The sequence below is a fragment of the Devosia sp. P1_H9 genome (assembly GCF_056405135.1).
The window spans coordinates 261679-283848 of sequence record NZ_JBFUCQ010000004.1; the positions used below are offsets into that span (position 1 = coordinate 261679).

Genomic DNA, 22170 nt, shown 5'->3' on the forward strand with positions numbered 1-22170 from the left:
TCCGGGAAACGACCTCTGAGGGAACCGCGACSCCCCCACCGGGAGCGTCGCGACCCACACCGCCCCGGGAGGGACGACCGGAAGGCCTATTCCGCTGCAATCGCCTTCATCTGCGCCTTGGCGTCGGCGATGATGGTGTCGATCGGATCGTCAGTGTAGTAGACGCGCTGCAGCATCTGCAGCCACGGGCCCTGCGGCGAGTTGATCAGCTCGAAGAACTTGAGCGTGTACGGGGTACGCGCCACGTCGAGCGCCGTTGCCATCTTCTGCACCAGCGGGTTCTCGTCGAAGTACTTGTTCTTGGCCATGTCGCCGCGTGTCGTGAGGTTGAGGAGCTTGGCATAGCTCTCGACCTGCACTTCGTCGCTGAGGATGAACTTCATGAAGTCCACCGCGTCCTGGACGCGCTTCGATCCCTTGGGGATCGTCACGATGTCGCCACCAGCGAACGATGCCGTGGTCCCGGGCTCGATGCCCGGCAGGAAGGTGATGCCCACGTTGCCGTTGAACAGCTCGGGGTTCTGCTCCTTCAGCAGATACAGATTGAAGTTACCCGTGCCCATGATGCCCACCTTGCCGGTGCCGAACTGCTCGGCAAAGGTGCTGCCGTTCTCGGACTGGTTGGCCGGGTTGATCAGCCCTTCCTTGTGCATCATGCGGGCCCATTCGAGCACCTTGGGCAGGTTTTCGCCGGTCAGCGGCTCATCGGCGGCATCCTTGGGCTCAATCGTACCACCCGAAGCCCAGATCAGCGGGCCGAAGGTGAAGATGTTGCAGCCCGCGCAGTTGCCCGCCAGGTAATAGCCGTAATTGCCGTTACCGAGCGCGGTAACCTTGGCGGCCATGTCGTGAATGTCCTGCAGGCTCTTGGGACCGACTTCGGGGTCGAGCCCAGCCTGCTTGAACAGCAGTTTGTTCCAGTAGAGCACCGACACGTCGGCGTAGAGTGGCACGCCGTACAGATGCCCGTCATAGGTCGACACCTGAACGTGGCCAGGGCTGGCGGTCTTCAGTTCCGTCCAGTCCTTGGTGAGCTCGGTGATGTCCTCGAGTTGGCCGGCCGCTTCGAATTGCGGGCCATAGATGAGGTCCATGCCCATCAGGTCCGGAACCTCGCCGGAGGCAATGGCCTGGGCGAGCTTGGGGACCATTTCAGCATGGTCGATGTAGGTCAGCACGATCTTGCGATCTGGATTCTTCTCGTTCCATGCGCGAACGAGCTCGTCCACCATCGACGCGTTGCCGCCGGTGCGCTCCCACATCTGCAGGTCCGCGGCCCATGCCGACACCGGCATCGCTGCGAGCAAGGCGGCTGCAGCCACCGCACCCATTGCTAGTCTCTTGAAATTCATATCGGTTTCCTCCCTCTGCCGATAACGCCCTCCGGTCCCCGCGACACGCAGGGCTCCTCCCGGAAACGGCGAGGAAAAGCTGTTCACCTGTTGTCTCCGCAACCCGCACTTGCTGGCGGGCTTACGGACCAGGAAAAGCTTTTCTCGCGGCTTGGTCGCACGTTTTGATGTCATGCGCAAGGGATCAGGAAAAGCTTTTCTCGATTTGCACTCGAGTGGCGCGCATCGTTGCCTGCTACGTGGCCGGAAATGCCGGTCTAGTGGCTCGCAAAACCGATCCGCTTCAGCTCCGCCACCCAGTCAGTGACGTTGGCGATGGCCTTATCCTCGGGCAGGAACCCCTCGGCAAGCTCGGCCAGTCGCAGGGCCGAGGTGTAGAGCATCACCAGTTCACGCTTGACCGGGAAGCGCGCCAACTCCTCGTAACGCTCGATGATCCGGAGCGTGAGGTCGGCCGAAATCCAGTTCGAATAGCTGAGGTCGCGGTGGCGGGAGCCGAAGCCGGAATCGGCAAAGTCGTAAACGCCGTTGAGCAGACCGGTCTGGTGGTCGAAGGCCATGTTCCAGCCATGACCGTCGAAATAGCCGTAGATCAGTTCGTCGCCTTCGATGCTGAGCTTCCGGTACGCCGCGACGGTGCGCTTCAGGAACCCTTTGTAGCCGCGTGGCAGCTTCGGTTCGGCCCCGGCGACGATCTCGTCGGGCCCCATCCATGGATCGACGCCAGTTGCCCCCACCGCTTGCATGCGGTTGAGCGGCAGCACGTGCAACTCGGCATAGAGCTGCGCCATGCGCGTGGCCAAAGCGTTCCGCCGTCCTTCGTCGAGCGCCAGGTATTCTGCGGTTTCTAGCGATGAGCCTGGTAGCTTCAGATGCTGCGAGAACGGCACCGGCCCTTCATGCAGCACCATCTGCGGCAGCGGCATGGTGACCCGCGGCTTGAGGAACGCCAATAGCGCCACTTCGCGCCTTAGCCGCGCTTCCGCTTCCGGATTGCGGGCAAACTTGAAAATCCAGCCGTCGCACTCGAGCGCAACGCTGTCCCAGCCGCCGGTGAGGGTTACGAAGTTGCCGCCCGCGAACTGCGGCAGCGTTCCGATGACGAGCGCGCGAAAGCGCGCGATCTCCGCCGCCGGCACCCCCTCCATCGTCATGACTCCCCATCAAGCGGTGGGGAATCTAGACGAGGCCGGGGGAAAGTCCAATCATGCAGGATGCAGTTCCCGCACGTTTTCCTTGTGGCGGCGGGGCGCCTTGGCATGGTGGCGTGCCTTGGGAGCCTGCGCGCGACGGTGTGCCGGGAGCCGCACGCCGAGCGCATCGGCGACGGTTTTTTCCAGCAGGCGATCGAGTTCTGCCTTGTGCATGATGACGTCTCCTTTGGCCGCGCGAAGTCATGCCCCGCGCCATTTGGAGAAGAAACGCCCGGCCGGCGGCCGGGTTGCCTGTCGCAGAGTTCAGTTTCTAGTGATCGGCGGCAGGTCAACAGCACGAAGGGCTGGGCTGGAGGAGATTACTTCGCGCAGATCAAGGCCTTGATCTCCGGATTGGCTCCCAACTGCTCCCGGAAGTGCCATCAATTTCCGTTAACAATTCCGGCGGATACTGTCCGAACCGGAACATAAGAGGCGTCACCGGCTGTATCAGATGTGTTTCCGCCAAACAGCGGAGGGGCAACATGCGGTCCGTCGGCCTGGCAGCGATCCTGCTCGCTGTCCTGATCTTTCTGTTCCCGTGGTATCACCAGTGGCTGCCCTACCTGCGGCTCAGCATCGGTGACAGCCGGCTGCTGGGCGGCCTCTCTCTCGCCGTCGGCGCGCTGACGCTGATCATCTACCGCAACCGCTAGTCCTTCGACGGGCTTTCCTCGGGCTTCGATCCCGGCAGCTTGTCGTTGGCGAACGCCTCCGCGAACATCGCCTCGACGCTTTGCACCTTGCGCGGCGCAGGAGGTGTGACCGGCGACGGCGCCTTGGCTGCGGGCTTCTCGCCCGCGCCGGGGGGCGCCATCGGAACCGCCGGCGGCTTCGCCTCGACCGGCTTTGTCGCCGCGAACGCCACCACTACGCCGCTGGGCTTCGCCGGCTCCGTTGCCACTGCCGGTGTCGCGACCTCCGGCTTCGGCGCTGGTTTCGCTTCGAGCTTCGCCGGCTCCTCGCGCTTCGGCTCCAGCTTCACGGCTTCGGCCTTCGCCGCCTGAGGCCTGGCCATCGGCGGCCTCGCCACCCGTACCGGCATCGACGTTACTGCAGCTGCCGCCACCGGCGCCGCGGCGCGTGCCCGGCGCAGGCGGCGGCTGAGCCGCCCGCGCTCGAGCGCCGAATAGCCCATCAACAGCATCAGGCTGGCGGCCACGCCGACCCCGAGCCCAACCAGCAACCACACCACCGCATCGTAGTTCATTCCCGGCTCCACTCGCCGCGTCACGTCGCTACCACCATGCCGGATTTATGCGCTGCACCGCAACGTCACCGGCCGTTCAACTTCCCTTGGGGATACCCGTCCTGCGCCCAAAGCCCCAGTGGACATGCGACGCCCAACCTTTATCTACTGCCAGCATCGCCGCGCCGAGATCCCCCAGGACGCACACATGACGCAAACCAGAACGCGCCCGCTGCTGCCCGACGTTGTCCGCTCCGAACTGCGGCGCGCCATCATCGAGGGCGAGTTCCCCCCCGGCTCGAAACTGCCCAACGAGGATGCGCTCTGCACCCGCTACGCGGTGAGCCGCATCACCCTGCGCGAGGCGGTTCGCGGGCTGATCGAGGACGGCTATGTCATCCGGCGCCAGGGCTCCGGCACGTTCGTCACGGCGGGGCCGAAGCTGCGCAATTCGCTCGACACCAATTTCAGCTACACCGAATACCTCGAGAGCACCGGCCTCAGCGTCACCAAGCGGGTACTCGACGCCGTGCGCGTCCCCGCCGACGAGGCCGTCGCCACCGCGCTCAACCTCGCCGCGGGCGCCGAAGTGGTGGTGGTGCGCCGTGTGCGCAGCGCCGACGGCAAGGCCGCCATCTACTCGGTCGACAGCCTGCCGACCGATATCGCCGACGCCAAAAGGGACCTCAAGGCGTTCGGCCGTTCGCTCTACCAGTTGCTGGCCGACCGAGGCCACGACGTCGATCACGCGCGTGCGGTGCTCGCTCCGGTGATTGCCGATGCCGAGCTGTCGCAGATCCTCGACGTTCCCGTCGGCACCCCGCTGCAGCATTTGCGGCAGGTCGATCACGACACCGCCGGCCGCCCGGTCATGCTGTCGCTCGAGTGGCACGTGCCCTCGGTGATCGAGCTCAGGGTCTATCGCCGCGGCCCCGGCCCGCAGCCCAAGGGCTGAGCCTCGCCAACCGGCAGCTCCTTGCGATCGAGTGCGGCACGCTCTCGCCATAATGGCGGGCGCACCCTACATATCCATGGCAACCAAGGAGCGGCCGCCATGAGCACCGTGAAATACGAAGTCGTCCAGCATGATGGCGGCTGGGCATACAAGGTCGGGGACGTCCTCTCCGAGACGTTCCAGACGCATGCCGCTGCACACGAGGCAGCCGAGTCGGCCGCACGCCGCCAGCGGGTCGCCGGCACCACTGACGGCATCGAGTACGAGGATTCGCGCGGCACCTGGCACCAGGAGATCGCCGAGGGCACGGACCGGCCCGATACCGTCGTCGAAGACGACTGAGCCCTACTGCGCCAGCTTCCCCCTGAGCTCGTCGAGCTCGAGGATGCAGCGTTCGATCTCCGATTTGAGCGTCCGGCGCTCGGCCGGGCTCATCGGGTTCTTGGTCCCCGGCCGGCTCTGCCCCACGATATCCCGCAACGTCGCGATCTCGCGCTTCAGTTTGGCAATCTCGCTGGTCGCTACCATTGGGTGACTCTCCTTGACCCGCGTCTTGTCGCCCGATCGCGGCCATCGCCGCAAGCAGCAATAAGCCCGCCCGGACGTACCGGGCGGGCTTCGTTCGTCAGCCGATGACGGCGGACTACTCCTTGGCCGCGACGACTACGCCTGGCGAATAGACGACGGTGCGATCGCCCAGATCGACGAACCACACGCGGTCGTTGGTGTAGAAATAGCCGTGGTCGGGGTCACCCTCGATCACGTGCAGCTCGATATCATCCGGCACGACGTAGCCGACCTCGATATCGCCCTGGATCACCACCGGCTCGGTGGGATGCAACCGCACGTAGTCAACCGAGGCGTCGCTGACCACGCTGGCGCCGATCACAGCTCCGGTGAAGCCACCGATGACGGCACCGATCGGTCCGAAAATCAGCCCGCCGGCAATAGCGCCGCTGACGCCGCCGGCCGTGCCGCCGACTGCTGCTCCGGCATCGCTTTGCGCCAGGACCGAGCCTGTGCCGAGCGCGAGAACTGCCACTGAGGCAAGGAGAAGTCTTTTCATTTTTCTAGCTCCTAAGCTTTGGTGTGCCCAGGAGGAGAAGTCGCGAGCCCCAGATGGGTTCCTGCGACAGATCCGCCAATCGGGATGCCCCGGCGACTATCGGGCGGGCGTGGTCCTGCCCTGACGAATGCCGATCGACAGCGCCCGCGAGCATAATGAACCCGATGCACCGTCCGGTGTTGTGCCTCGGTGAGGAAGCAGAGATGGACGCAGCAATCAGATTTGGCGGATGCCGCTGTGGCGCGGTGAGGTACGAAGTCCGGGGCGAGCCCGAGGTGGTCGGGCTATGCCACTGCACCGACTGCCGGAAAGAGACCGGTTCGGCCTTTCTTGCTTACGCGGATTGGCCACGCGACCAGTTCAGCGTCGCCGGGGACTTCGTCACCTTCGAGGGAAGGAGCTTCTGCTCGGTCTGCGGCTCGCGGCTGTTTCATCTTGGCGCCGATCATGCAGAAATCTGCATCGGCTCGCTCGACGCCGCCCCTAGCGACCTGCGCCCTTCGCGCGAGGGCTGGACGATCCGGCGCGAGCACTGGCTGAAGAGCGTCGATGACGCTCGGCAGGCCGAACGAGACCCGTGAGGTGGCGCGATGTTCGTCGTTCAAATCTACCTGCCGCTCGAGATGCCGGATGGATCGGCGGTGCCCGCAAGTGTCTTCGAACGGACCAAAGCCGAACTCACCGACCATTTCGGCGGGGTCACGGCCTTCCTGCAGTCGCCCGCCGATGGAGCCTGGAAACCGTCCGAAGGCGAAGCCGTGCACGATCGCATCGCCATTTTCGAGGTGATGGTGCGCGACGTCGATCCGGTCTGGTGGCGCGAGTACCGCGATCGCCTGGAGGACGAGCTCGATCAGGAGCAAATCCTGGTCCGGTTGTTCCAGGTCACGGTGCTGTAGCAGTGGGGGAAGTGGTGCCGCTTAGGTGACTCGAACACCTGACCCCATCATTACGAATGATGTGCTCTACCAACTGAGCTAAAGCGGCTTCATCGGCGCGAGCGACGCGCCGATGCGGGGTCTAATACAAGCGAGCGCTGTCACGCGCAAGAGAGCACAGACACGCTCTTTCGCCGCTTACGCCTCAGGGAGCGCGAGCGGCCCGCCCTGTGGCTTTTCGGGCTCAGCCGGCGCCGGTGCAGGCGCGCTCTCGGGCAGCGCGGGTGTCGTCCCGGTGCGCGTCGCCACGGCACTGGTCGGCACCCGCCACTCGAACGCATCGAGCTTGCCGGTCACCGGTGACAGCGGTTCCCACTCCTCGGCGGTAATGCCGTCGGCGGTCCACACCGGATCGCGCGGCGCCCGCACCGCCCGGTTCAGCCAGTCGCGCGCCTTGCCCTTGTCGCCGGACTGTCCGTCCTCGATCTCGGCCATCAGCAGGCACACCGCCTGCGACGGGTTGGCGTTCGAGTAGCCAGCCAATGCCTGCCGGGCGACCACCCAGTCGAAGGCATCGATCGCCGCCCGCGCCAGCACCAGGGCGCTGGCCTTGTTGGGCGGCGGGGTGTCGATCAGCTCGTTGACCCGCTTCAGCCGGTCGACCGCGGACACACCGGGCACCGAGTTGGCGAACAGCGTCGCGATATCGGGGTGCGACGTGGCCCGCCATACCCGCCGGAGCAGGCTCATCGCCCGCCGTGCCTCGCCGCGATTGGAGTAGATGCGCGCCGCGATCAGCGCCGCCGGCACGAAATCCGGCTGCAGCTTCAGCGCCGACAGCGCGTGCTCCAGCGCCGCATGCGGGTCGGTGCCTTCGGCCAGCTGGGCACGCGCCGCTTCGACTACGGCCTGGCGACGGCGCTTGCGCGTCTTCTCCTCGCGCGTCACGGCCTGCTCATCGGCGATCATCCGGTAGGCATCGTCCCAGCGGCCATTGCGGGTGAGGTCGTCGAAAACCGCCTCGCGCGCCCACGGCGCCTGCGGCGAGATGTCGATGGCTTTCTGCGCGAAGGTCAGGGCAGCGTCGGGCCGCCCCTGCTGCCGCGCCTGGTCGTAGAGCCCCGAAAGGGCCGCAAGCGCGGTCTTGCGGTTGGTGATCAGCGCCCGGTAGTGCTCGCGCGCCGAATGCATGTCGCCCAGCGCCAGGTCGGCCCGCGCTTCGAGCAGTTGGGCGGCCGCGTTGCGCGGCAGGTTTCCTCGAGCGTCGCGCGCCAGCTGCCGCGCCCGGTTCGCGTCACCGGCCTGCAGCGCAATGAACCCGTCCGACAGCGCCATGTAGCCGGCATCCTTCCGCCGCTCCCGCGATTGCCGAGCGATGTAGTAGGGCGCCGCGATGATGCGCTTGACGATGCCCCAGATGAGAATGATCAGCACCACTGCCGCCACCGCGAGGAAGGCGGCGACACCCAGCCGTGGCTGCATGCGGAAATCCAGGAACTCGATGGTGAGCGTCCCCGGCAGGCCGATCAACCAGGCGATGCCCGCGGTGACCAGCAGGCTGACGATGAGCCAGTAGGCGAGCCGTATCACGGAGTGGCCTCCGCCGTCGGAGCAAGGGCCCGGCTACGTAGCTCGGTCATGAAATCTGCTGCTGCAGCAAGCTTGACGATATCCGGTCCGGCGGTCGCGGCGCCGGCCTGCATGGCTGGCGGCAACTGCCCGAGCAGTTCAGCCGCGGCCTTGAAATCATGCCGTGCGACTGCGCCTTCGAGCCGCGAAACGATCGCCTCCGGACTATCCCCCGGCACCTCGCCCACTGGACGCAGGGCCAGAAGCCCCTTCATCCACTCGAGCGCATCCTCGCCCATGTCGCCGCTGCTGACTGCGGCACGGCCCGCGAGCACGTTCGGCACCTCGGCGGTAAACCGCGCTGCTACAGCATCGGGGCGCGGCAGCCCGTCAGCGGCGGCCGCCTCGACCGCCCCCGGCACCGTCAGGTCCGGCAGCAGCGCCTTCAACCCGGCGAGTTCGGCCGCAAACGGCCGGCCATTGCCGATGGCGTTTTCGAGCCCCGACACGACCAGCGGCAGCCGCACCGCCGGACCGATCTCCGCTCCGCCCAACGTCTGGTTCTGTGTCGAAATCGCCGTCTGCGTCGCGTCGACCTCGCCCTTGAGCGTGGTGATCGCCCCGTCGGTGGCACCAACCCGCCGGTCCAGCGTCGTCAGCTGCGTGCGCAACTCGGCGATCCCCGCTTCGATCGTGCGGATGGTCTCGGCCAGCGCCGTCGCATCGGCTGTCGAGGCGCCGGCGCCGATTGCCGTCACCCGGTCCTCGAGGCCTTTCAACTGCGCCTCGATCGGCGCCAGGTCTACCGGCGCGGCAGCGGCGGGCAACGCCGCGATCGATTGCCGCACCTCGTTCAAACCGCCATCGAGCTGCGTGATGGTCGCGTCAAGACTGACCTGGGTGCGCTTGCCCTGCTCTTCCAGCGCCGCAAGGCGCGTCTCGATCTCGCTGAGGCTGCTGTCCGTCGCATCGAGCCGCGCCGCGGGATCGGCGATCACCGGCCGCGGGTCGGGCAGCGGCAGCCAGTTGCCGAGCCCATAGACCAGGCCCGCACCAAGCAGCCCGCCAGCCACAGCCGCGATCGATATGGCGCTCCACGGCATGGCCAGTCGCGCCTGCGGACGTGGGGGCGGCGGGGGCGCCGGACGCGCCGGCTCTTCAGCCGCCTCAGGGATCGCCTCCGCCGCGGCTTCTACCGCAGCCTCGGCCGCCTTGCCGCGCGCCGTCGTTGCGGCGGCCGGCTTCTCGGCCTCCCGCGCCTTCAGCTCGATGACCGGCGGCTTGACGGGCCCCGACTTGCGTTCAGCCATGCGGCAATTCCTCGATTGTTCCGGTCATCATGGGTTTTGGTCGCGCGCAAACGACAAGGCAAGCCCCATCATCGCCTCTTCGCTGGGATGGTCGGCGAGCCCGACCCGCACGAAATGGGCATCGAGCAGCGGTGCGGCAACTGCCTCGGACAGGCAAAGCACGCCGAACTGCGCGCGCAGCGACCTGTCCAGATCGCGCTCCACCAGGCGCACGAAGGTTTGCGCCGTGCGTTTCGAATAGAACAGCGCCGCCTCGATCTCGCCGTCACCCAGCCGTCCCACGATGCCCTCGGGCAGCGTCACTACCGGGTTCATCGCGTAAACTTCTGCGGTAATCACCATCCGCCCGAACGGGGCCAGCGATTTGCCGAGATCGGCCGACATATCGCGCGCCGCGGGATAGAAGATCGGCCCGGCGAGCGGGATATGCACCAGAAGCTCTGCGAGATCGGCGAAGGCGCCCTGCGCGCTGGTCACCTCGGCAAAGCCGAGTTCGCGCGCCATCGCCGCGGTGCGGTTGCCTACGGCGTAGAGCGGTAGCTCGAGATATCGGGCGAGCACCCCGCGCTCATCGAGCGCCCGCAGCGCATTGGCGCTGGTCACTGCGATCGCGGCAAAACCCTTGGGATCCGGCAGGCTCACCTCGAGCGTCTGGTGCACCAGCAGCGGGCACGCCACGCCCTCGATACCGAGCGCACCCAGCCTTGCGGCGGTATCGCTCGCGTCGGGGTCTGGCCGGGTCACGAGCATCTTCAAGTTACGCGCCTATCCTTTGAATTGCCGCTGGAATTCCGGCCCGGCCTGTTCCAGCAGCCTCGCACCCAGTTGCGTTCCGAGTTTGGTGGCATCGGCCGCCGCACCCTCCACCGTGCCGCGATAGAACTCGCGTCCGTCCGGGCTGAGGATTTCGGCGGTCAACCTGCACGAAACCCCATTCAATTCGGTAAACGCGCCGATCGGGGTTCGACAGGATCCGTCGAGCGTTGCGAGCAGCGAACGTTCGGCCGCGATGGTGGTTGCCGTGGCGGCGTGGTTCAGCACCGTCACCAGCTCCGCCGTCCGCGTGTCGCTCTCGCGGATTTCGATGCCGATGGCGCCCTGCGCCGGCGCCGGCAGGAACTCCAGCGGGTCGAGATAGGCGGTGATCTTGTCCGCCTTGCCCAGCCGGTTGAGCCCGGCCACCGCGAGCAGCGTCGCATCCGCCACGCCCGCCGCCAGCTTGGCAAGCCGCGTGTCGACATTGCCGCGGAACGGCACGACTTCGAGGCCTGGCCGCACCCGCAGCATCTGCGCCGCCCGCCGGATGGACGAGGAACCGAACTTGGCTCCCCCGGGCAGTTCGGCAACGCTCCCGTATTGCAGCGACACGAACGCATCGCGCACATCCTCACGTTCGAGAAACGCGGCAAGCATCAGCCCTTCGGGCAGGAACGACGCCAGGTCCTTGCTCGAGTGCACGCCGAGATCCACTTCGCCGGCGTCAAGCGCCGCCTCGATCTCGCGCGAGAACAGCCCCTTGCCGCCGGCTTCGCTGAGCGGCCGGTCGGTGAGCTTATCGCCGCTGGTAGTGATGACGCGGATCTCGATCCGCTCGGGCGCCACGTCATGCGCCTCGGCCAGCAGCCGCTGCGTCAACTGTGCCTGAGCCAGCGCCAGCGGCGAGCCCCTGGTCCCGATGCGAAGGAACGCGGCCGATTGCATTTCAGTTCATACCTATTGTAGGCCAAAGCCGGGCTGGGCTTACCCCTTAGATAGGTAGCGGACAAGATTGATGAGAGTGCTCGGCATCGAAACCAGCTGCGACGAAACCGCCGCCTCGATCGTCGAGCGCGACGCCAACGGGCACGCGACGATCCTCAGCAACATCGTCCGCAGCCAGTTCGAAGAGCACGCGCCGTATGGCGGTGTCGTGCCCGAACTCGCCGCCCGCGCCCATGTCAGCTACCTCGACCACATCATCGAACGCGCCGCCAAGACCGCCGGCATGGACCTGAGCGAGGTCGACGCCATCGCCGCCACCGCCGGCCCAGGCCTCATCGGCGGGGTGCTGGTCGGCTTGACCACCGCGAAAGCGATCGCCGCGGCGCTCGGCAAGCCGCTGATTGCGGTGAACCACCTCGAGGCGCACGCGCTCACCGCGCGGCTGACCGACGGCCTCGCCTTCCCCTATCTGATGCTGCTGGTCTCCGGCGGGCACAGCCAGTTTGTCCTCGTCCGCGGCGTCGGCGACTACGAGCGCTGGGGCACCACCATCGATGATGCGCTGGGTGAAGCCTTCGACAAGGTGGCAAAGCTGCTCGGTCTCGGTAACCCCGGCGGCCCGGAAGTCGAGAAGATGGCGGCAAAGGGCGACCCACGCCGCTTCAACTTCCCACGCCCGCTGCTGAAGGAGGACCGGCTCGATTTCTCCTTCTCCGGCCTCAAGACCGCCGTCCGCCTCGCCGCCGAGCAGCATGCGCCGCTGACCGACCAGGACGTCGCCGACATCTGCGCCAGCTTCCAGCGCACCGTCGCCGAAATCGTCGCTACCCGCGCCCGCTCCGCCCTCGCGAAATATGCGATTGAGCTGCCCGGCCAGCCGCCCCGCCTCGTCGTCGCCGGCGGTGTCGCCGCCAACAAGGCGATCGGCACGGCCCTGCGCGGGGCCGCCGACGCGGCCGGCGCCACCCTCGTCATCCCACCGATCCCACTCTGCACCGACAACGGCGCCATGGTCGCCTGGGCCGGCGCGGAACGGCTGGCGCTAGGAGCCGCCGATCGACTGGATTTCTCTGCCAAGGCCCGCTGGCCGCTCGACAGCGCCGACATGGGCCTGACCCATGCGGCTTGACCGCGTCGCCATCGTTGGCGCCGGTGCGTGGGGCACCGCCCTCGCACAAGCCGCAGCCATCGCCGGCCGGCAGGTGACGCTGATCGGCCGCGACCCGGCGGTGATCGACGACATCAACTGCAACCATCGCAACAGCGCCCATCTTGGCGCGCAAACCCTGTCGAGCCGCGTCACCGGATCGCTGATCTTGCCCGACGCCGACCTGGTCATCCTGGCGGTCCCCGCGCAGGCGAGCCGCGCCGCCCTTAAGCCGATCGCCGCGGCATTGGCCCATCTGCCTGTCGTCCTTACCGCCAAGGGACTCGAGCACGGCACGCTGAAACGCCAGAGTGAAGTCCTCGCCGAAGTCTCCCCCACCGCCATTCCCTATGTGCTGAGCGGCCCGAGCTTTGCCGCCGACGTTGCCGCCGGTCGTCCCACCGCCGTCACCCTCGCCGGCGACGACCCTGAAGCCACCTCCGCCGTGGCGGCCGCACTCGCAGGCCCCACCTTCCGTCTCTATGCCGCCGACGACCGCCTCGGCGTCGAGCTGGCAGGGGCGCTGAAGAATGTCTACGCGCTGGGCTGCGGCGCCGTCGACGGCGCCGGTCTCGGGGCTTCGGCCCGCTCGGCGCTGCTTGCTCGCGCCTTTGCCGAACTCACCCGGCTGGTCGTCCGCATGGGCGGCAGCGCCTCGACATTGACGGGCCTTGCCGGCCTCGGCGACCTGACGTTGAGCTGCACCTCGCCCCAGTCGCGCAACTACCGCTACGGCGTCAGCCTCGGCCGCGGCGAACCGGCCGGCACCGACCTCGCCGAAGGCGTATTGACCGCCCCTGTGGCGAGGGCCCTCGCCGACCAACTGCGCATCGACGCCCCGCTGATCGATGCGGTAAACCTGCTGATCGAGGGCAACACCTCGATCACCGCTATCGTCGCCGGCCTCATGTCGCGGCCGCTCAAGAGGGAAGAAGACTGATGCCGTTCTACTCGATCGTCGCCACCGATAAGCCCGATGGCCTCGAGCACCGCATGGCGGTCCGCCCCGAGCACCTGAAGCACCTCGACAACCTCGGCGACAAGCTGGTGATCGCGGGCCCGTTCCAGACCGAAGAAGGCAAGGCCACCGGCAGCTTCATGGTCATCGAGGCCCCGGATCTCGCCACCGCCACCTCGCTCTACGAGCAGGATCCGTTTATCAAAGAGGGCGTGTTCCAGAGCTACGAGATCAGCCGCTGGGCGCTGACCATCAACAAGAGTGCGGGACGCTGAAAATGGCCTACTGGCTGATGAAATCCGAGCCGGACGTCAATTCCTACGATGACGTAGTGAATCGCGGCGTGCCCGAGGAATGGCATGGGGTGCGCAACTACACCGCGCGCAACAACATGAAAGCGATGCAGCTCGGCGACGAGGCGTTCTTCTACCATTCCAACATCGGCAAGGAGATCGTCGGCATCATCAAGGTCGTGGCTCTCGCCCACAAGGATTCGACCGCCGAGCCGAACGAGAAGGGCAACATCGTCTGGGAGTGCGTCGACGTGCTGCCGGTGAAGAAGCTGCCAAAACCCGTGACGCTCGAGACCATCAAGAAGACCCCCGAACTCGCCAACATGGCGCTGGTGAAGCTCTCCCGCCTCTCCGTCGGCCCGGTCACCGAGGCCGAGTGGAAGCTGATCTGCAAGATGGGTGGGTTGTAGGCGCCGTTACACCTGGTGCGTGCCGCCCCCCGGCTTCGTTGGCGAACGCAGGCAAATCACCGTAGAATCCCCTTGCCGCACCTGGCGGCTGAGGGGGAACAACTATGACGCATTTCGCAGTGAACTGGCTGGCGGTGGTCGTCGCCATGGTCGCCAGCATGGCGCTCGGCTTCGTCTGGTACATGGCGTTGTCCAAGCAATGGCTCGCGGCCCAGGGCAAGCGCCGCGAAGACATCAACCAGGCCGACTGGACGCCCTATGCCTGGTCGGTCGTGGTGCAACTGGTGATGGCCTACTTCATCGCCCTGCTCACCCCGGTGATCTTCGACGCCACCAATGTCACCACCGGCATTCTCTGCGGCGTCCACATGTGGCTGGGCTTTGTCATCACCTCGATGATCCTCAACCACCGTTACCAGGGCGCCAAATGGAGCCTCACCCTGATCGACGGCGGCTACCTGCTCGGCGTGCTGATCGTCCAGGGCATCGTCATCGGCCTGTTCGGCGGCCCGGCACCGGTCGCGGCCTAACTGAACGGATTCACGATGTGCAGGCGGCCAGCGATCAACTGGCCGTGCTGCATGTCTTCGGAATAGAGGGTGGTGCAACCGGCTTCGAGGGCTGATGCAACGATGGTGGCATCATAAAAATGCAGCATATAGCGCTCGGCCAAGGCCAGCGCCCGACGGTGAGTGTCGACGGTCAGCGGATGTACCTGAAGCAGGCTGCTTATGAAGTCCACTGCTTCGGAAATCTCGTCCCAGTCCATCCGCATCTTCGAGCGCGCGACGTTGGCAAACTCGTTGAGCACCTGGACGCTGACGTTTCCGCCTGCTTCCACGATTTCTGCAGCTCGGCCTGACCGCGTGGAAGCCTGTATCGAGAAGTAGACGAGGATATTGGTATCGAGGAAGCTAGCGCCTGGCATTCGCTTCTTCGCGATTGAACCGATAGTCCTCTGGCAGACGATCCTTCAGGATCTCCCGTAGTCGCTCAACGCGCTCGCGGCGCGAGGCAAGCCGCAGCAGTTCGATCCCGTTGATATCGGAAGGCCGAAAGTCAACTTCGTCGCCCTCCTTGAGACCGAGCCTGCTGGCCACATCCATGGGAATGCGGACCGCAAGGCTGTTTCCCCATTTCGAAATCTTCATTTGGCACCTTTATGATACACATATACATCCTGTATATCATAGCTGCCGCCGAAGATCAAAAGTCCGCCGTTAGTCCCTTGATCTCCCAGTCGCCGTAGCGGGCGGGGTCGAGGCCGCCGCGGCCGCCTTTTTCCGCTTTGCTGGCGGCTGCCTTGTCGTCGATCGCCTTGCGCCTGGCCTTGGCTTCGGCCAAGGCGCGCTCGGCGGCGGGGGAAAGTGGCTTTGGGGCGGGTGTTTCGTCGTTCATCGGAGTACCGTGTGACGGGGTACCCTTGCCGGGGCCCCCTGATCATCCCATTTTATGGTCGTCGTAACCAACCGAGGTACAAGACTTAACCGCAATGCTCAACTTCCTACGCACTTCCGTGCTGCTCGCGGCGCTTACCGCCATCTTCATGGCGGTGGGGTACTTCGTCGGCGGCCAGAGCGGCATGTTGATCGCCTTGGGTTTTGCCGTCGTCACCAACCTCTTCGCCTACTGGAACTCGGACAAGATGGTGCTGCGCATGCAGAACGCCGTCGAAGTCGACCCGCGCACCCAGCCTGACCTCTACAACACGGTGGAGGCGCTGGCGCAGCGCGCCGGCATCCCCATGCCCAGGCTCTACGTGATCAATACCGAGCAGCCCAACGCCTTCGCCACCGGCCGCAACCCGCAGAATGCCGCGGTTGCCGTGTCGGCCGGCCTGCTGCGCTATCTCGAGCCGCGTGAAGTCGCGGCGGTGGTGGCGCACGAGCTGGGGCATATCCGAAGCCGCGACACGCTTACCATGACCATCACCGCGACCGTTGCCGGCGCCATCTCGATGCTGGCGCAGTTCGGGCTGTTCTTCGGTCGCGGCAACTCCCGCGACAATCCACTGGGCCCGATCGGCGTGCTGATTGCCGTGATCGTCGCCCTGATCGCGGCCGCGCTGGTGCAGATGGCGGTCAGCCGCACCCGCGAATACGAGGCCGACAAGGATGGCGCCGAGATCTCCGGCGACCCGCTGGCGCTGGCCTCGGCGCTGAACAAGATCAGCCAGTTGGCGCAGCGCACCGTCAACGTCGCGGCCGAACGCAACCCGGCCCAGGCCCACATGTACATCTTCAATCCGCTCAGCGGGAAGCGCATCGACAACCTGTTCTCGACCCACCCGGCAGTCGAAAACCGCATCGCGCAGCTACAGCGCATCGCCTCCGATATGCAGGTCGATCGCACCGGCCGCCGCGCCGCGCCGCAGGTCACGCCGGCCGATGCCATCCCCCGCAATACCGGCGGCGGTTGGCGCGTCCCCTCGACAGGCTCGAGCGAGAATGGCAATAGCAGCCGCGGACCGTGGGGCTGAGCGCTTGAAGAAACAGAAAAATCCGCCGGGGCTGAAGCTCCGGCTTCTCGCTGCCGAGCGGCTCGACAAGGTGCTCAAGGGGGCGAACTTCGCCCCCTTTTCAGTTGCCGAGATCGAAGATGGTCGCGATCGCGCGCTGGCCAACCGGCTGGTCACCACGGCGCTGCGTCGCCATGGCCAGATCGACCTGATGATCGCCCGCTTCCTCGATCGCGGCATTCCGAAGAAGTCCGGCCCGTTCGAGGCCATCCTGCGGCTGAGCCTCGCGCATCTGGTGTTCCTGCCCGAACTGGGAGACCACAGTGCCATCTTCCTCGCAGTGGAAGCCAGCAAGCGCGACACCAAGAGCCAGCATCTGTCCAAGCTGATGAACGCCGTGCTGCGCCGCGCCCAGGGCGAAGCCCATTCGCTGCGCCACCTGCCGCATCAGGCGCTGTTCCCCGATACGCTTGGCCCATTGTGGCGCGATACCTACGGCGACGACGCGCTGGAGGATTTCGCCGAGGCGCTGCTCGACGGCGCACCGCTCGACCTGACGCTCAAGGCCATTGATCCGGAGCTGATCGACAGCCTTGGCGCCTCCGCCGTCATCGCCGACACCGTGCGTATCGGCGAACGCGACAAGCCGGTGGAGGCCCTGCCCGGCTTCGACACCGGCCGCTGGTGGGTGCAGGACGCCGCCGCAGCCATCCCTGCCCGGCTGCTCAAGCTTGCTCCCGGCGCCCGCGTGCTCGATCTCTGCGCCGCCCCCGGCGGCAAGACCGCGCAGCTGGTGAATGCCGGCTACGCCGTCACCGCCATCGATAGCGAGCCCGATCGCGTGGCCCGCATGGCGCAGAACCTCGCTCGCCTGAGCATGACGGCCGAAACCGTCACCGCCGACGCGCTGGCCTGGGAGCCGGCGCAGAAGTTCGACGGCATCCTGCTCGATGCGCCCTGTTCGGCCACCGGCACGTTCCGCCGCCACCCCGAAGTCATCTGGCATCGCGATGCGTCCGATATCGCAGGTCGCGTGGCGCTTCAGCGCCGGTTCATCGAGCGCGCCCTAACCTGGCTCAATCCGGGCGGCCTGCTCGTTTATTGCGTCTGCTCGCTCGAGCCGGCGGAAGGCGAGGAGCAAGCGCGCTGGCTGCTTGGTCGCGACGATGTCGTGGCCGAGCCGATCGGCGCCGACGAACTGGTCGGGCTGCCGGATGCCGTCACCCCTGACGGCTTCGTACGAACTGCGCCGGGCATGCTTGTTCCTGGGGATAAGGGCGGCACGCTCGACGGGTTCTTCGTTGCGCGCGTCCGGCGCCGCTAGGATAGTGTCACCGGCCCTTGGCAAGCTCTCCGCGCGGGCCTATCAGAGCCCGCCGGCCAAAACGTATGTGAGGACGTAGACTTGGCACATTCGCTGCGTTTCCTCGCACGCCGCACGTTGTTGTCCGCGGCTGACCATATCGTCACCAATCCGCTCATCCGCTGGACCTGGACCGGCCCGAGCAATGACGACCTGATCGGCGCGCTCGCCGAGTTCCGGCCGACCGACCGCGAAACCGTTCTCGAGATGATGCAGGGCCGCTACCTGCTGGCGTCCAAGCTCGTCGACACGCACGGCGTTTCACCCTTCTCGCTCGATGTCGATCACGACGACTGGCAATACGACCTGCAGGCCTTCGCCTGGCTCCGCCACTTCCGCGATGCGCGCACCGATGAGGAACGCCGCTTCGCCCGCACCCTGACGCTCGACTGGATCGGCCGCGACGGCCATTTCAACCGTGAGGCCTGGGGTCCGGCGCTCACCGCCCGTCGCGTTCTCAACTGGCTGCGGCACTACAATATCCTCATCGAGGGCGCGACGCTGGAGCAGACCCAGCAGATCAGCCGCTCGCTCTCCACCCAGATCTCGTCGCTGAAAGTCCGCAGCCTGCTCGCCACCGATCCGGTAGACGCGCTGCTCGTCGCCATCGCGCTGGTCGGGGTGGCGCTTTGCTCGGACCGGCCCAATGCCGAGGTCGAGGCCCGCGTCCGCAACGTGCTCGACCACGTCGACGCCCAGATCGACGAGGACGGGCTGCACCGGAGCCGCTCTGCCAAGATCCAAATCCAGTTGCTGGTCGAGCTGATCACCATCAAGCAGGCGCTGCGCCGCGACCACGAGCAGGCCTCGAACGATCTCGACGAACTGACCGAGAGCATGCACCGGGCGCTCGACGCCATCTCGCTCGGCACGGGCGAACCCGCCTATTTCAACGGCACGGGCCAGATGGCGCACGACCTGATCGTTGCCGTACAGGCGCAGAGTGCTGCGCGCGCCCGCCAGACCGGCACCGCCGGCGGCTATGGCCGGCTGATCGCCGGCCGCTCCATCGTCGTCGCCGATTCCGGCCTCGTCGCCGATCCGGAGTTCACCGCGCACGCCCATGCCAGCGCGCTCGCCTTCGAGTTCAGCCACGGCCGCGACCTCGTCGTCTGCAATTGTGGCCCGGCCCCGTCCGACTATGACGACGCGCTGCTGTTCCGGCAGGGCATCGCGCACTCGGCGCCCACCATCAACGCGTTGTCGGCCGCCGCGATCGCGCCGTCAGGCCCGCTCGCCGGGCGCCTGCTGCCGCTCGGCCGCCCCAGCGAGATCGAAGCCCGCAGCGCCGACGACACGCTGATCATCACCGCCCACGGCTATGCCGAGCGCTTCGGCGTGACGCTGGAGCGCCACCTGACGCTGCTGGCCGAGGGCAAGACACTGGTCGGCCAGGACCGCTTCGTACGCCACCGCAACCGCGTCTCCGGCGCCGCCGCCATCCGCTTCCACCTCGCCCACCAGACCGAGGTGCAAGTGACCGACGATCTGGTCCGCCTGCGCCTCAACTCCGGCGCCGTCTGGACCTTCCTGTGGGAAGGCGCCGACATGCGCGTCGAGGACAGCGTCCGCCAGTCGGCCTATTTCGGCTTCCACCGCACCAAGCAGCTGGTGCTGGAGACGCTGGTGGCCGACGCCAACGAGGTCAGCTGGATTTTTACCCTCGAAGAGAACTGACGCCGGTTCCCTTCCGCCGCCTCCCGTGCTAGCGAGCCGCCAACTCAACACATCGCGGGAATTCAAGGCATGTCCGACGGCAAGGTGGTTCCGGTCAAACGCGCGCTGCTTTCTGTTTTCGACAAGACCGGCATGGCCGATTTCGCCAAGGCGCTGGCCGGGCTCGGCGTCGAGCTGGTGTCGACCGGCGGCACCCACAAGCTGATCGCCTCGACCGGCGCCGCTGTCCGCGACATCTCCGATCTCACCGGCTTTCCCGAGATGATGGACGGCCGGGTGAAGACGCTGCACCCCAAGGTGCATGGCGGCCTGCTCTCGGTGCGCGACAACCCCACCCACAAGGCCTCGATGGACGAGCACCAGATCGGCGCCATCGATCTTGTGGTGGTGAACCTCTACCCGTTCGAGGAAACCATCGCCAAGGGCGCCTCCTACGACGAGACCATCGAGAACATCGATATCGGCGGCCCGGCGATGATCCGCTCGGCAGCCAAGAACCATGCCTATGTCACTGTCATCGTCGACCCCAGCGACTATGACGCGGTGCTGGAGCAGATCCGCCAGACCGGCGGCGTGCCCTACGACATGCGCCAGCGCCTCGCCGCCAAGGCCTATGCCCGCACCGCCGCCTACGACTCGGTGATCTCGAGCTGGTTCGCCAAGACCCTCGACTATGCCGAGATGCCCTATCGCAGCTTTGCCGGGCGTTTGAAGGAAGTGATGCGCTACGGCGAAAACCCGCACCAGTGGGCCGCCTTCTACACCACCGGCGAGCAGCGCCCCGGCGTCGCCACCGCCCGCCAGGTGCAGGGCAAGTCGCTGAGCTACAACAACCTCAACGACACCGATGCCGCCTTCGAGCTGGTCTCGGAGTTCGACCCCAAGGTTCCCGCCGTCGCCATCATCAAGCACGCCAATCCATGCGGCTTCGCCACCGGCGCCTCGCTGATCGAGGCCTATCACCTGGCGCTGCGCACCGACCCGGTCAGCGCCTTCGGCGGCATCGTCACGCTGAACCAGACCATCGACGCAGCCACCGCCACCGAGATCGTCAAGGTGTTCACCGAGGTGATCGTCGCCCCGGACGCCACCGAGGAAGCGATCAAGATCGTCGCCGCCAAGAAGAACCTGCGCCTCTTGCTCACCGGGGCCCTCGCCGACCCCAAGGCGGGCGGCCTGACAGTGAAGTCGTTGGCCGGCGGCCTGCTCGTCCAGGGTCGCGACGATCGCAACGTCGATGACACCGAGTTCCGCGTGGTGACCAAGAAGGCCCCGACCGAGGCCGAACTGCGCGACCTGAAGATCGCCATGAAAGTCGCCAAGCACGTCAAGTCGAACGCCATCATCTACGTCAAGGACGGCGCCACCGTCGGCATCGGCGCCGGCCAGATGAGCCGACTCGACTCAAGCCGCGTCGCCCACCGCAAGGCTATCGACGCCGCCGAAGCCGCCGGCATCGAAGGCGCCCTCACCGCCAACTCCGTGGTGGCCTCCGACGCGTTCTTCCCGTTCCCCGACGGCATGCTCGCCGCGGTCGAAGCCGGCGCTACCGCCGTCATCCAGCCCGGTGGCTCGATGAACGACCAGGCGGTGATCGACGCTGCCGACGCAGCCGGCATCGCCATGGTGATGACTGGGATGCGCCACTTCCGGCACTAGGCAGCAGGCATTCCCAACGCATCCGGCGCGCAGTTTTCGAGCGCCGCCGCCCGGCTCAACCGCTCGGCGGCGAGCTCGACGAACGCCTTGACCGCCGGCGACAGGTGCCGGCTCGACGGATAGAGCGCGTAGACCCCGCCAACGGCCATCGCGTAGCCCGGCAGCACGCGCTGCAGCCGGCCTTCGGCAATAGCAGGCGCCGCGGCCGAAGCAGGCAACTGTGCGATGCCGAGACCCTTGAGCGCCGCCGCCGCCGCGATCTCCATCGTGTTGGCGGCGATACGGCCGGTTACGGGGATCGTCTGCGGCCCATCAGGCCCCTCTAGCACCCATTGCGCCCCGGCGATCGCCCGTCCGGCGATGATGCAATCGTGTAGCCTGAGGTCCGCCGGCTGTTCCGGCGTACCTCGCTTCGCGAGGTAGTCGGGGCTCGCGCACAGCACCTTGTACGACGCGCCGAGCTTGCGCGCCACCAGCGTCGAATCCGTCAGCGAGCCAGTACGGAAGGCGACATCGATGCCCGCCTCGACCAGGTTGAGCTTGTCGTCGGTGAGCAGCAGCTCGACGCTCGCCTTGGGATAGGACTCGAGAAACTCGAACACCGTCTGCCCCAGGAAGAACCCTGCAAAGCCGACCGGCGCCGAGACGCGAATGGTACCCGAGGGCTCCGCCCGTGCTTCGGCAAGCTGCTCGTTCGCCGCTTCGATGGTCCGTAGCGCAGCACTGCTCTGCTCATAGTAGACCCGGCCAACATCGGTGGGCCGCAAGCTGCGGGTGGTCCGGTGCAGCAGCCGCACCCCGACCTGCCGCTCGAGTTCGGCAACCCGTCGGCTGACGCTCGTCTTGGGCAGGCCAAGCAACCGGGCCGCCCCGGTGAAGCTGCCGGCCTCGACCACCCGGGCGAAGATCGCAACGTCGTTCAGGTCCACCATTGTAGCTCCCAGCGGTACGATGTTTCCTGACTATAGCTCGTTGTAGCGCAATCCGTCAGT

Annotated in this window: 28 protein-coding genes and 1 tRNA gene; 14 read left to right on the forward strand and 15 right to left on the reverse strand. The window is 66.4% G+C overall.

Going from position 1 to position 22170, the window contains the following annotated elements:
* Positions 1-86: 86 nt before the first annotated feature.
* The 3 genes from AC1DYL_RS09720 to AC1DYL_RS09730 form a co-directional block, all read right to left on the reverse strand.
* The gene (locus AC1DYL_RS09720) at positions 87-1352 is read right to left on the reverse strand and encodes an ABC transporter substrate-binding protein (protein WP_477172976.1); all 1266 of its coding nucleotides are present in this window, start codon (positions 1350-1352) and stop codon (positions 87-89) included.
* 257 nt (positions 1353-1609) lie between these two features.
* Positions 1610-2506: a phosphotransferase family protein gene (locus AC1DYL_RS09725; protein WP_477172977.1), complete on the reverse strand. Its 897-nt coding sequence runs from the start codon at positions 2504-2506 to the stop codon at positions 1610-1612.
* Between the two features lie 51 nt (positions 2507-2557).
* Positions 2558-2719, reverse strand: coding sequence for a hypothetical protein (locus tag AC1DYL_RS09730; RefSeq protein ID WP_477148308.1), 162 nt, complete (start codon positions 2717-2719; stop codon positions 2558-2560).
* A gap of 311 nt (positions 2720-3030) precedes the next feature.
* Between AC1DYL_RS09730 and AC1DYL_RS09735 the strand changes: the two genes are divergently transcribed.
* Positions 3031-3201 (forward strand): hypothetical protein, encoded by a 171-nt coding sequence (locus tag AC1DYL_RS09735; RefSeq protein WP_477148309.1) that lies wholly within the window; start codon positions 3031-3033, stop codon positions 3199-3201.
* Here AC1DYL_RS09735 and AC1DYL_RS09740 read toward each other — a convergent pair.
* Positions 3198-3755 carry a hypothetical protein gene (locus AC1DYL_RS09740; RefSeq protein WP_477172978.1) on the reverse strand — a complete coding sequence of 186 codons (558 nt, stop codon included), beginning with the start codon at positions 3753-3755 and terminating at the stop codon, positions 3198-3200. The genes AC1DYL_RS09735 and AC1DYL_RS09740 overlap by 4 nt on opposite strands.
* A 187-nt stretch (positions 3756-3942) precedes the next feature.
* Here AC1DYL_RS09740 and AC1DYL_RS09745 point away from each other — a divergent pair, with 187 nt between their 5' ends.
* Together AC1DYL_RS09745 and AC1DYL_RS09750 are read left to right on the forward strand one after the other, a co-directional pair.
* Positions 3943-4689 carry a GntR family transcriptional regulator gene (locus AC1DYL_RS09745; protein WP_477148311.1) on the forward strand — a complete coding sequence of 249 codons (747 nt, stop codon included), beginning with the start codon at positions 3943-3945 and terminating at the stop codon, positions 4687-4689.
* 99 nt (positions 4690-4788) lie between these two features.
* The gene (locus AC1DYL_RS09750; RefSeq protein WP_477156141.1) at positions 4789-5031 is read left to right on the forward strand and encodes a DUF2188 domain-containing protein; all 243 of its coding nucleotides are present in this window, start codon (positions 4789-4791) and stop codon (positions 5029-5031) included.
* A 3-nt stretch (positions 5032-5034) separates the two neighbouring features.
* Here the strand turns inward: AC1DYL_RS09750 and AC1DYL_RS09755 are convergent, their stop codons facing one another.
* On the reverse strand, positions 5035-5217 hold the full coding sequence (locus AC1DYL_RS09755) for a hypothetical protein (RefSeq protein ID WP_477148313.1): 183 nt from the start codon (positions 5215-5217) through the stop codon (positions 5035-5037).
* A gap of 115 nt (positions 5218-5332) precedes the next feature.
* Complete coding sequence (locus AC1DYL_RS09760) at positions 5333-5755, reverse strand: DUF1236 domain-containing protein (protein WP_477148314.1); 423 nt, start codon at positions 5753-5755, stop codon at positions 5333-5335.
* A gap of 203 nt (positions 5756-5958) precedes the next feature.
* On the opposite strand from AC1DYL_RS09760, the gene AC1DYL_RS09765 reads away from it, so the two are divergent.
* Both AC1DYL_RS09765 and AC1DYL_RS09770 read left to right on the forward strand, forming a co-directional pair.
* Complete coding sequence (locus AC1DYL_RS09765; protein WP_477172979.1) at positions 5959-6336, forward strand: GFA family protein; 378 nt, start codon at positions 5959-5961, stop codon at positions 6334-6336.
* A gap of 9 nt (positions 6337-6345) precedes the next feature.
* Complete coding sequence (locus AC1DYL_RS09770) at positions 6346-6654, forward strand: hypothetical protein (RefSeq protein ID WP_477172980.1); 309 nt, start codon at positions 6346-6348, stop codon at positions 6652-6654.
* Positions 6655-6666: 12 nt separating this feature from the next.
* On the opposite strand, the gene AC1DYL_RS09775 is transcribed toward AC1DYL_RS09770, so the two are convergent.
* The 5 genes from AC1DYL_RS09775 to hemC form a co-directional block, all read right to left on the reverse strand.
* Positions 6667-6742, reverse strand: a tRNA-Thr gene (locus AC1DYL_RS09775).
* Positions 6743-6831: 89 nt separating this feature from the next.
* Entirely contained in the window at positions 6832-8223 is a 1392-nt protein-coding gene (locus AC1DYL_RS09780) for a heme biosynthesis HemY N-terminal domain-containing protein (protein ID WP_477172981.1), read from the reverse strand.
* Positions 8220-9512: a COG4223 family protein gene (locus tag AC1DYL_RS09785; RefSeq protein WP_477172982.1), complete on the reverse strand. Its 1293-nt coding sequence runs from the start codon at positions 9510-9512 to the stop codon at positions 8220-8222. The genes AC1DYL_RS09780 and AC1DYL_RS09785 overlap by 4 nt, the downstream gene beginning before the upstream one ends.
* A 27-nt stretch (positions 9513-9539) precedes the next feature.
* Positions 9540-10262, reverse strand: a complete 723-nt coding sequence (locus AC1DYL_RS09790; RefSeq protein WP_477173120.1) for a uroporphyrinogen-III synthase — start codon at positions 10260-10262, stop codon at positions 9540-9542.
* A 15-nt stretch (positions 10263-10277) separates the two neighbouring features.
* On the reverse strand, positions 10278-11213 hold the full coding sequence (hemC, locus tag AC1DYL_RS09795; protein ID WP_477172983.1) for a hydroxymethylbilane synthase: 936 nt from the start codon (positions 11211-11213) through the stop codon (positions 10278-10280).
* A gap of 70 nt (positions 11214-11283) precedes the next feature.
* Here hemC and tsaD point away from each other — a divergent pair, with 70 nt between their 5' ends.
* The 5 genes from tsaD (at position 11284) to AC1DYL_RS09820 (ending at position 14551) form a co-directional block, all read left to right on the forward strand.
* The gene (tsaD, locus tag AC1DYL_RS09800) at positions 11284-12342 is read left to right on the forward strand and encodes a tRNA (adenosine(37)-N6)-threonylcarbamoyltransferase complex transferase subunit TsaD (protein WP_477172984.1); all 1059 of its coding nucleotides are present in this window, start codon (positions 11284-11286) and stop codon (positions 12340-12342) included.
* A complete protein-coding gene (locus tag AC1DYL_RS09805; RefSeq protein WP_477172985.1) occupies positions 12332-13300 on the forward strand; it encodes an NAD(P)H-dependent glycerol-3-phosphate dehydrogenase in 969 nt (322 codons plus the stop codon). The genes tsaD and AC1DYL_RS09805 overlap by 11 nt, the downstream gene beginning before the upstream one ends.
* The gene (locus tag AC1DYL_RS09810; protein WP_477148322.1) at positions 13300-13593 is read left to right on the forward strand and encodes a YciI family protein; all 294 of its coding nucleotides are present in this window, start codon (positions 13300-13302) and stop codon (positions 13591-13593) included. The genes AC1DYL_RS09805 and AC1DYL_RS09810 overlap by 1 nt, the downstream gene beginning before the upstream one ends.
* Before the next feature lie 2 nt (positions 13594-13595).
* Entirely contained in the window at positions 13596-14021 is a 426-nt protein-coding gene (locus AC1DYL_RS09815; protein WP_477148323.1) for an EVE domain-containing protein, read from the forward strand.
* 104 nt (positions 14022-14125) lie between these two features.
* Positions 14126-14551 carry a DUF1761 domain-containing protein gene (locus AC1DYL_RS09820; RefSeq protein ID WP_477148324.1) on the forward strand — a complete coding sequence of 142 codons (426 nt, stop codon included), beginning with the start codon at positions 14126-14128 and terminating at the stop codon, positions 14549-14551.
* Here AC1DYL_RS09820 and AC1DYL_RS09825 read toward each other — a convergent pair.
* From AC1DYL_RS09825 to AC1DYL_RS09835, 3 genes are read right to left on the reverse strand one after another with little or no spacing between them, the layout of a single operon-like run.
* On the reverse strand, positions 14548-14949 hold the full coding sequence (locus AC1DYL_RS09825) for a PIN domain-containing protein (RefSeq protein WP_477172986.1): 402 nt from the start codon (positions 14947-14949) through the stop codon (positions 14548-14550). The two genes, AC1DYL_RS09820 and AC1DYL_RS09825, sit on opposite strands and share 4 nt — an antisense overlap.
* Positions 14936-15172 (reverse strand): AbrB/MazE/SpoVT family DNA-binding domain-containing protein, encoded by a 237-nt coding sequence (locus AC1DYL_RS09830; protein WP_477148326.1) that lies wholly within the window; start codon positions 15170-15172, stop codon positions 14936-14938. The genes AC1DYL_RS09825 and AC1DYL_RS09830 overlap by 14 nt, the downstream gene beginning before the upstream one ends.
* A gap of 55 nt (positions 15173-15227) precedes the next feature.
* Entirely contained in the window at positions 15228-15419 is a 192-nt protein-coding gene (locus tag AC1DYL_RS09835) for a DUF1674 domain-containing protein (protein ID WP_477172987.1), read from the reverse strand.
* 94 nt (positions 15420-15513) lie between these two features.
* Here AC1DYL_RS09835 and htpX point away from each other — a divergent pair, with 94 nt between their 5' ends.
* The 4 genes from htpX (at position 15514) to purH (ending at position 21178) form a co-directional block, all read left to right on the forward strand.
* Positions 15514-16500, forward strand: a complete 987-nt coding sequence (gene htpX, locus AC1DYL_RS09840; RefSeq protein ID WP_477172988.1) for a zinc metalloprotease HtpX — start codon at positions 15514-15516, stop codon at positions 16498-16500.
* 4 nt (positions 16501-16504) lie between these two features.
* The gene (locus tag AC1DYL_RS09845; protein ID WP_477172989.1) at positions 16505-17803 is read left to right on the forward strand and encodes an RsmB/NOP family class I SAM-dependent RNA methyltransferase; all 1299 of its coding nucleotides are present in this window, start codon (positions 16505-16507) and stop codon (positions 17801-17803) included.
* 81 nt (positions 17804-17884) lie between these two features.
* Positions 17885-19519 (forward strand): heparinase II/III family protein, encoded by a 1635-nt coding sequence (locus AC1DYL_RS09850; RefSeq protein WP_477148330.1) that lies wholly within the window; start codon positions 17885-17887, stop codon positions 19517-19519.
* Positions 19520-19588: 69 nt separating this feature from the next.
* Complete coding sequence (gene purH, locus AC1DYL_RS09855; protein ID WP_477172990.1) at positions 19589-21178, forward strand: bifunctional phosphoribosylaminoimidazolecarboxamide formyltransferase/IMP cyclohydrolase; 1590 nt, start codon at positions 19589-19591, stop codon at positions 21176-21178.
* Here the strand turns inward: purH and AC1DYL_RS09860 are convergent.
* Positions 21175-22110 carry a LysR family transcriptional regulator gene (locus AC1DYL_RS09860; RefSeq protein ID WP_477172991.1) on the reverse strand — a complete coding sequence of 312 codons (936 nt, stop codon included), beginning with the start codon at positions 22108-22110 and terminating at the stop codon, positions 21175-21177. The two genes, purH and AC1DYL_RS09860, sit on opposite strands and share 4 nt — an antisense overlap.
* Positions 22111-22170: the final 60 nt, after the last annotated feature.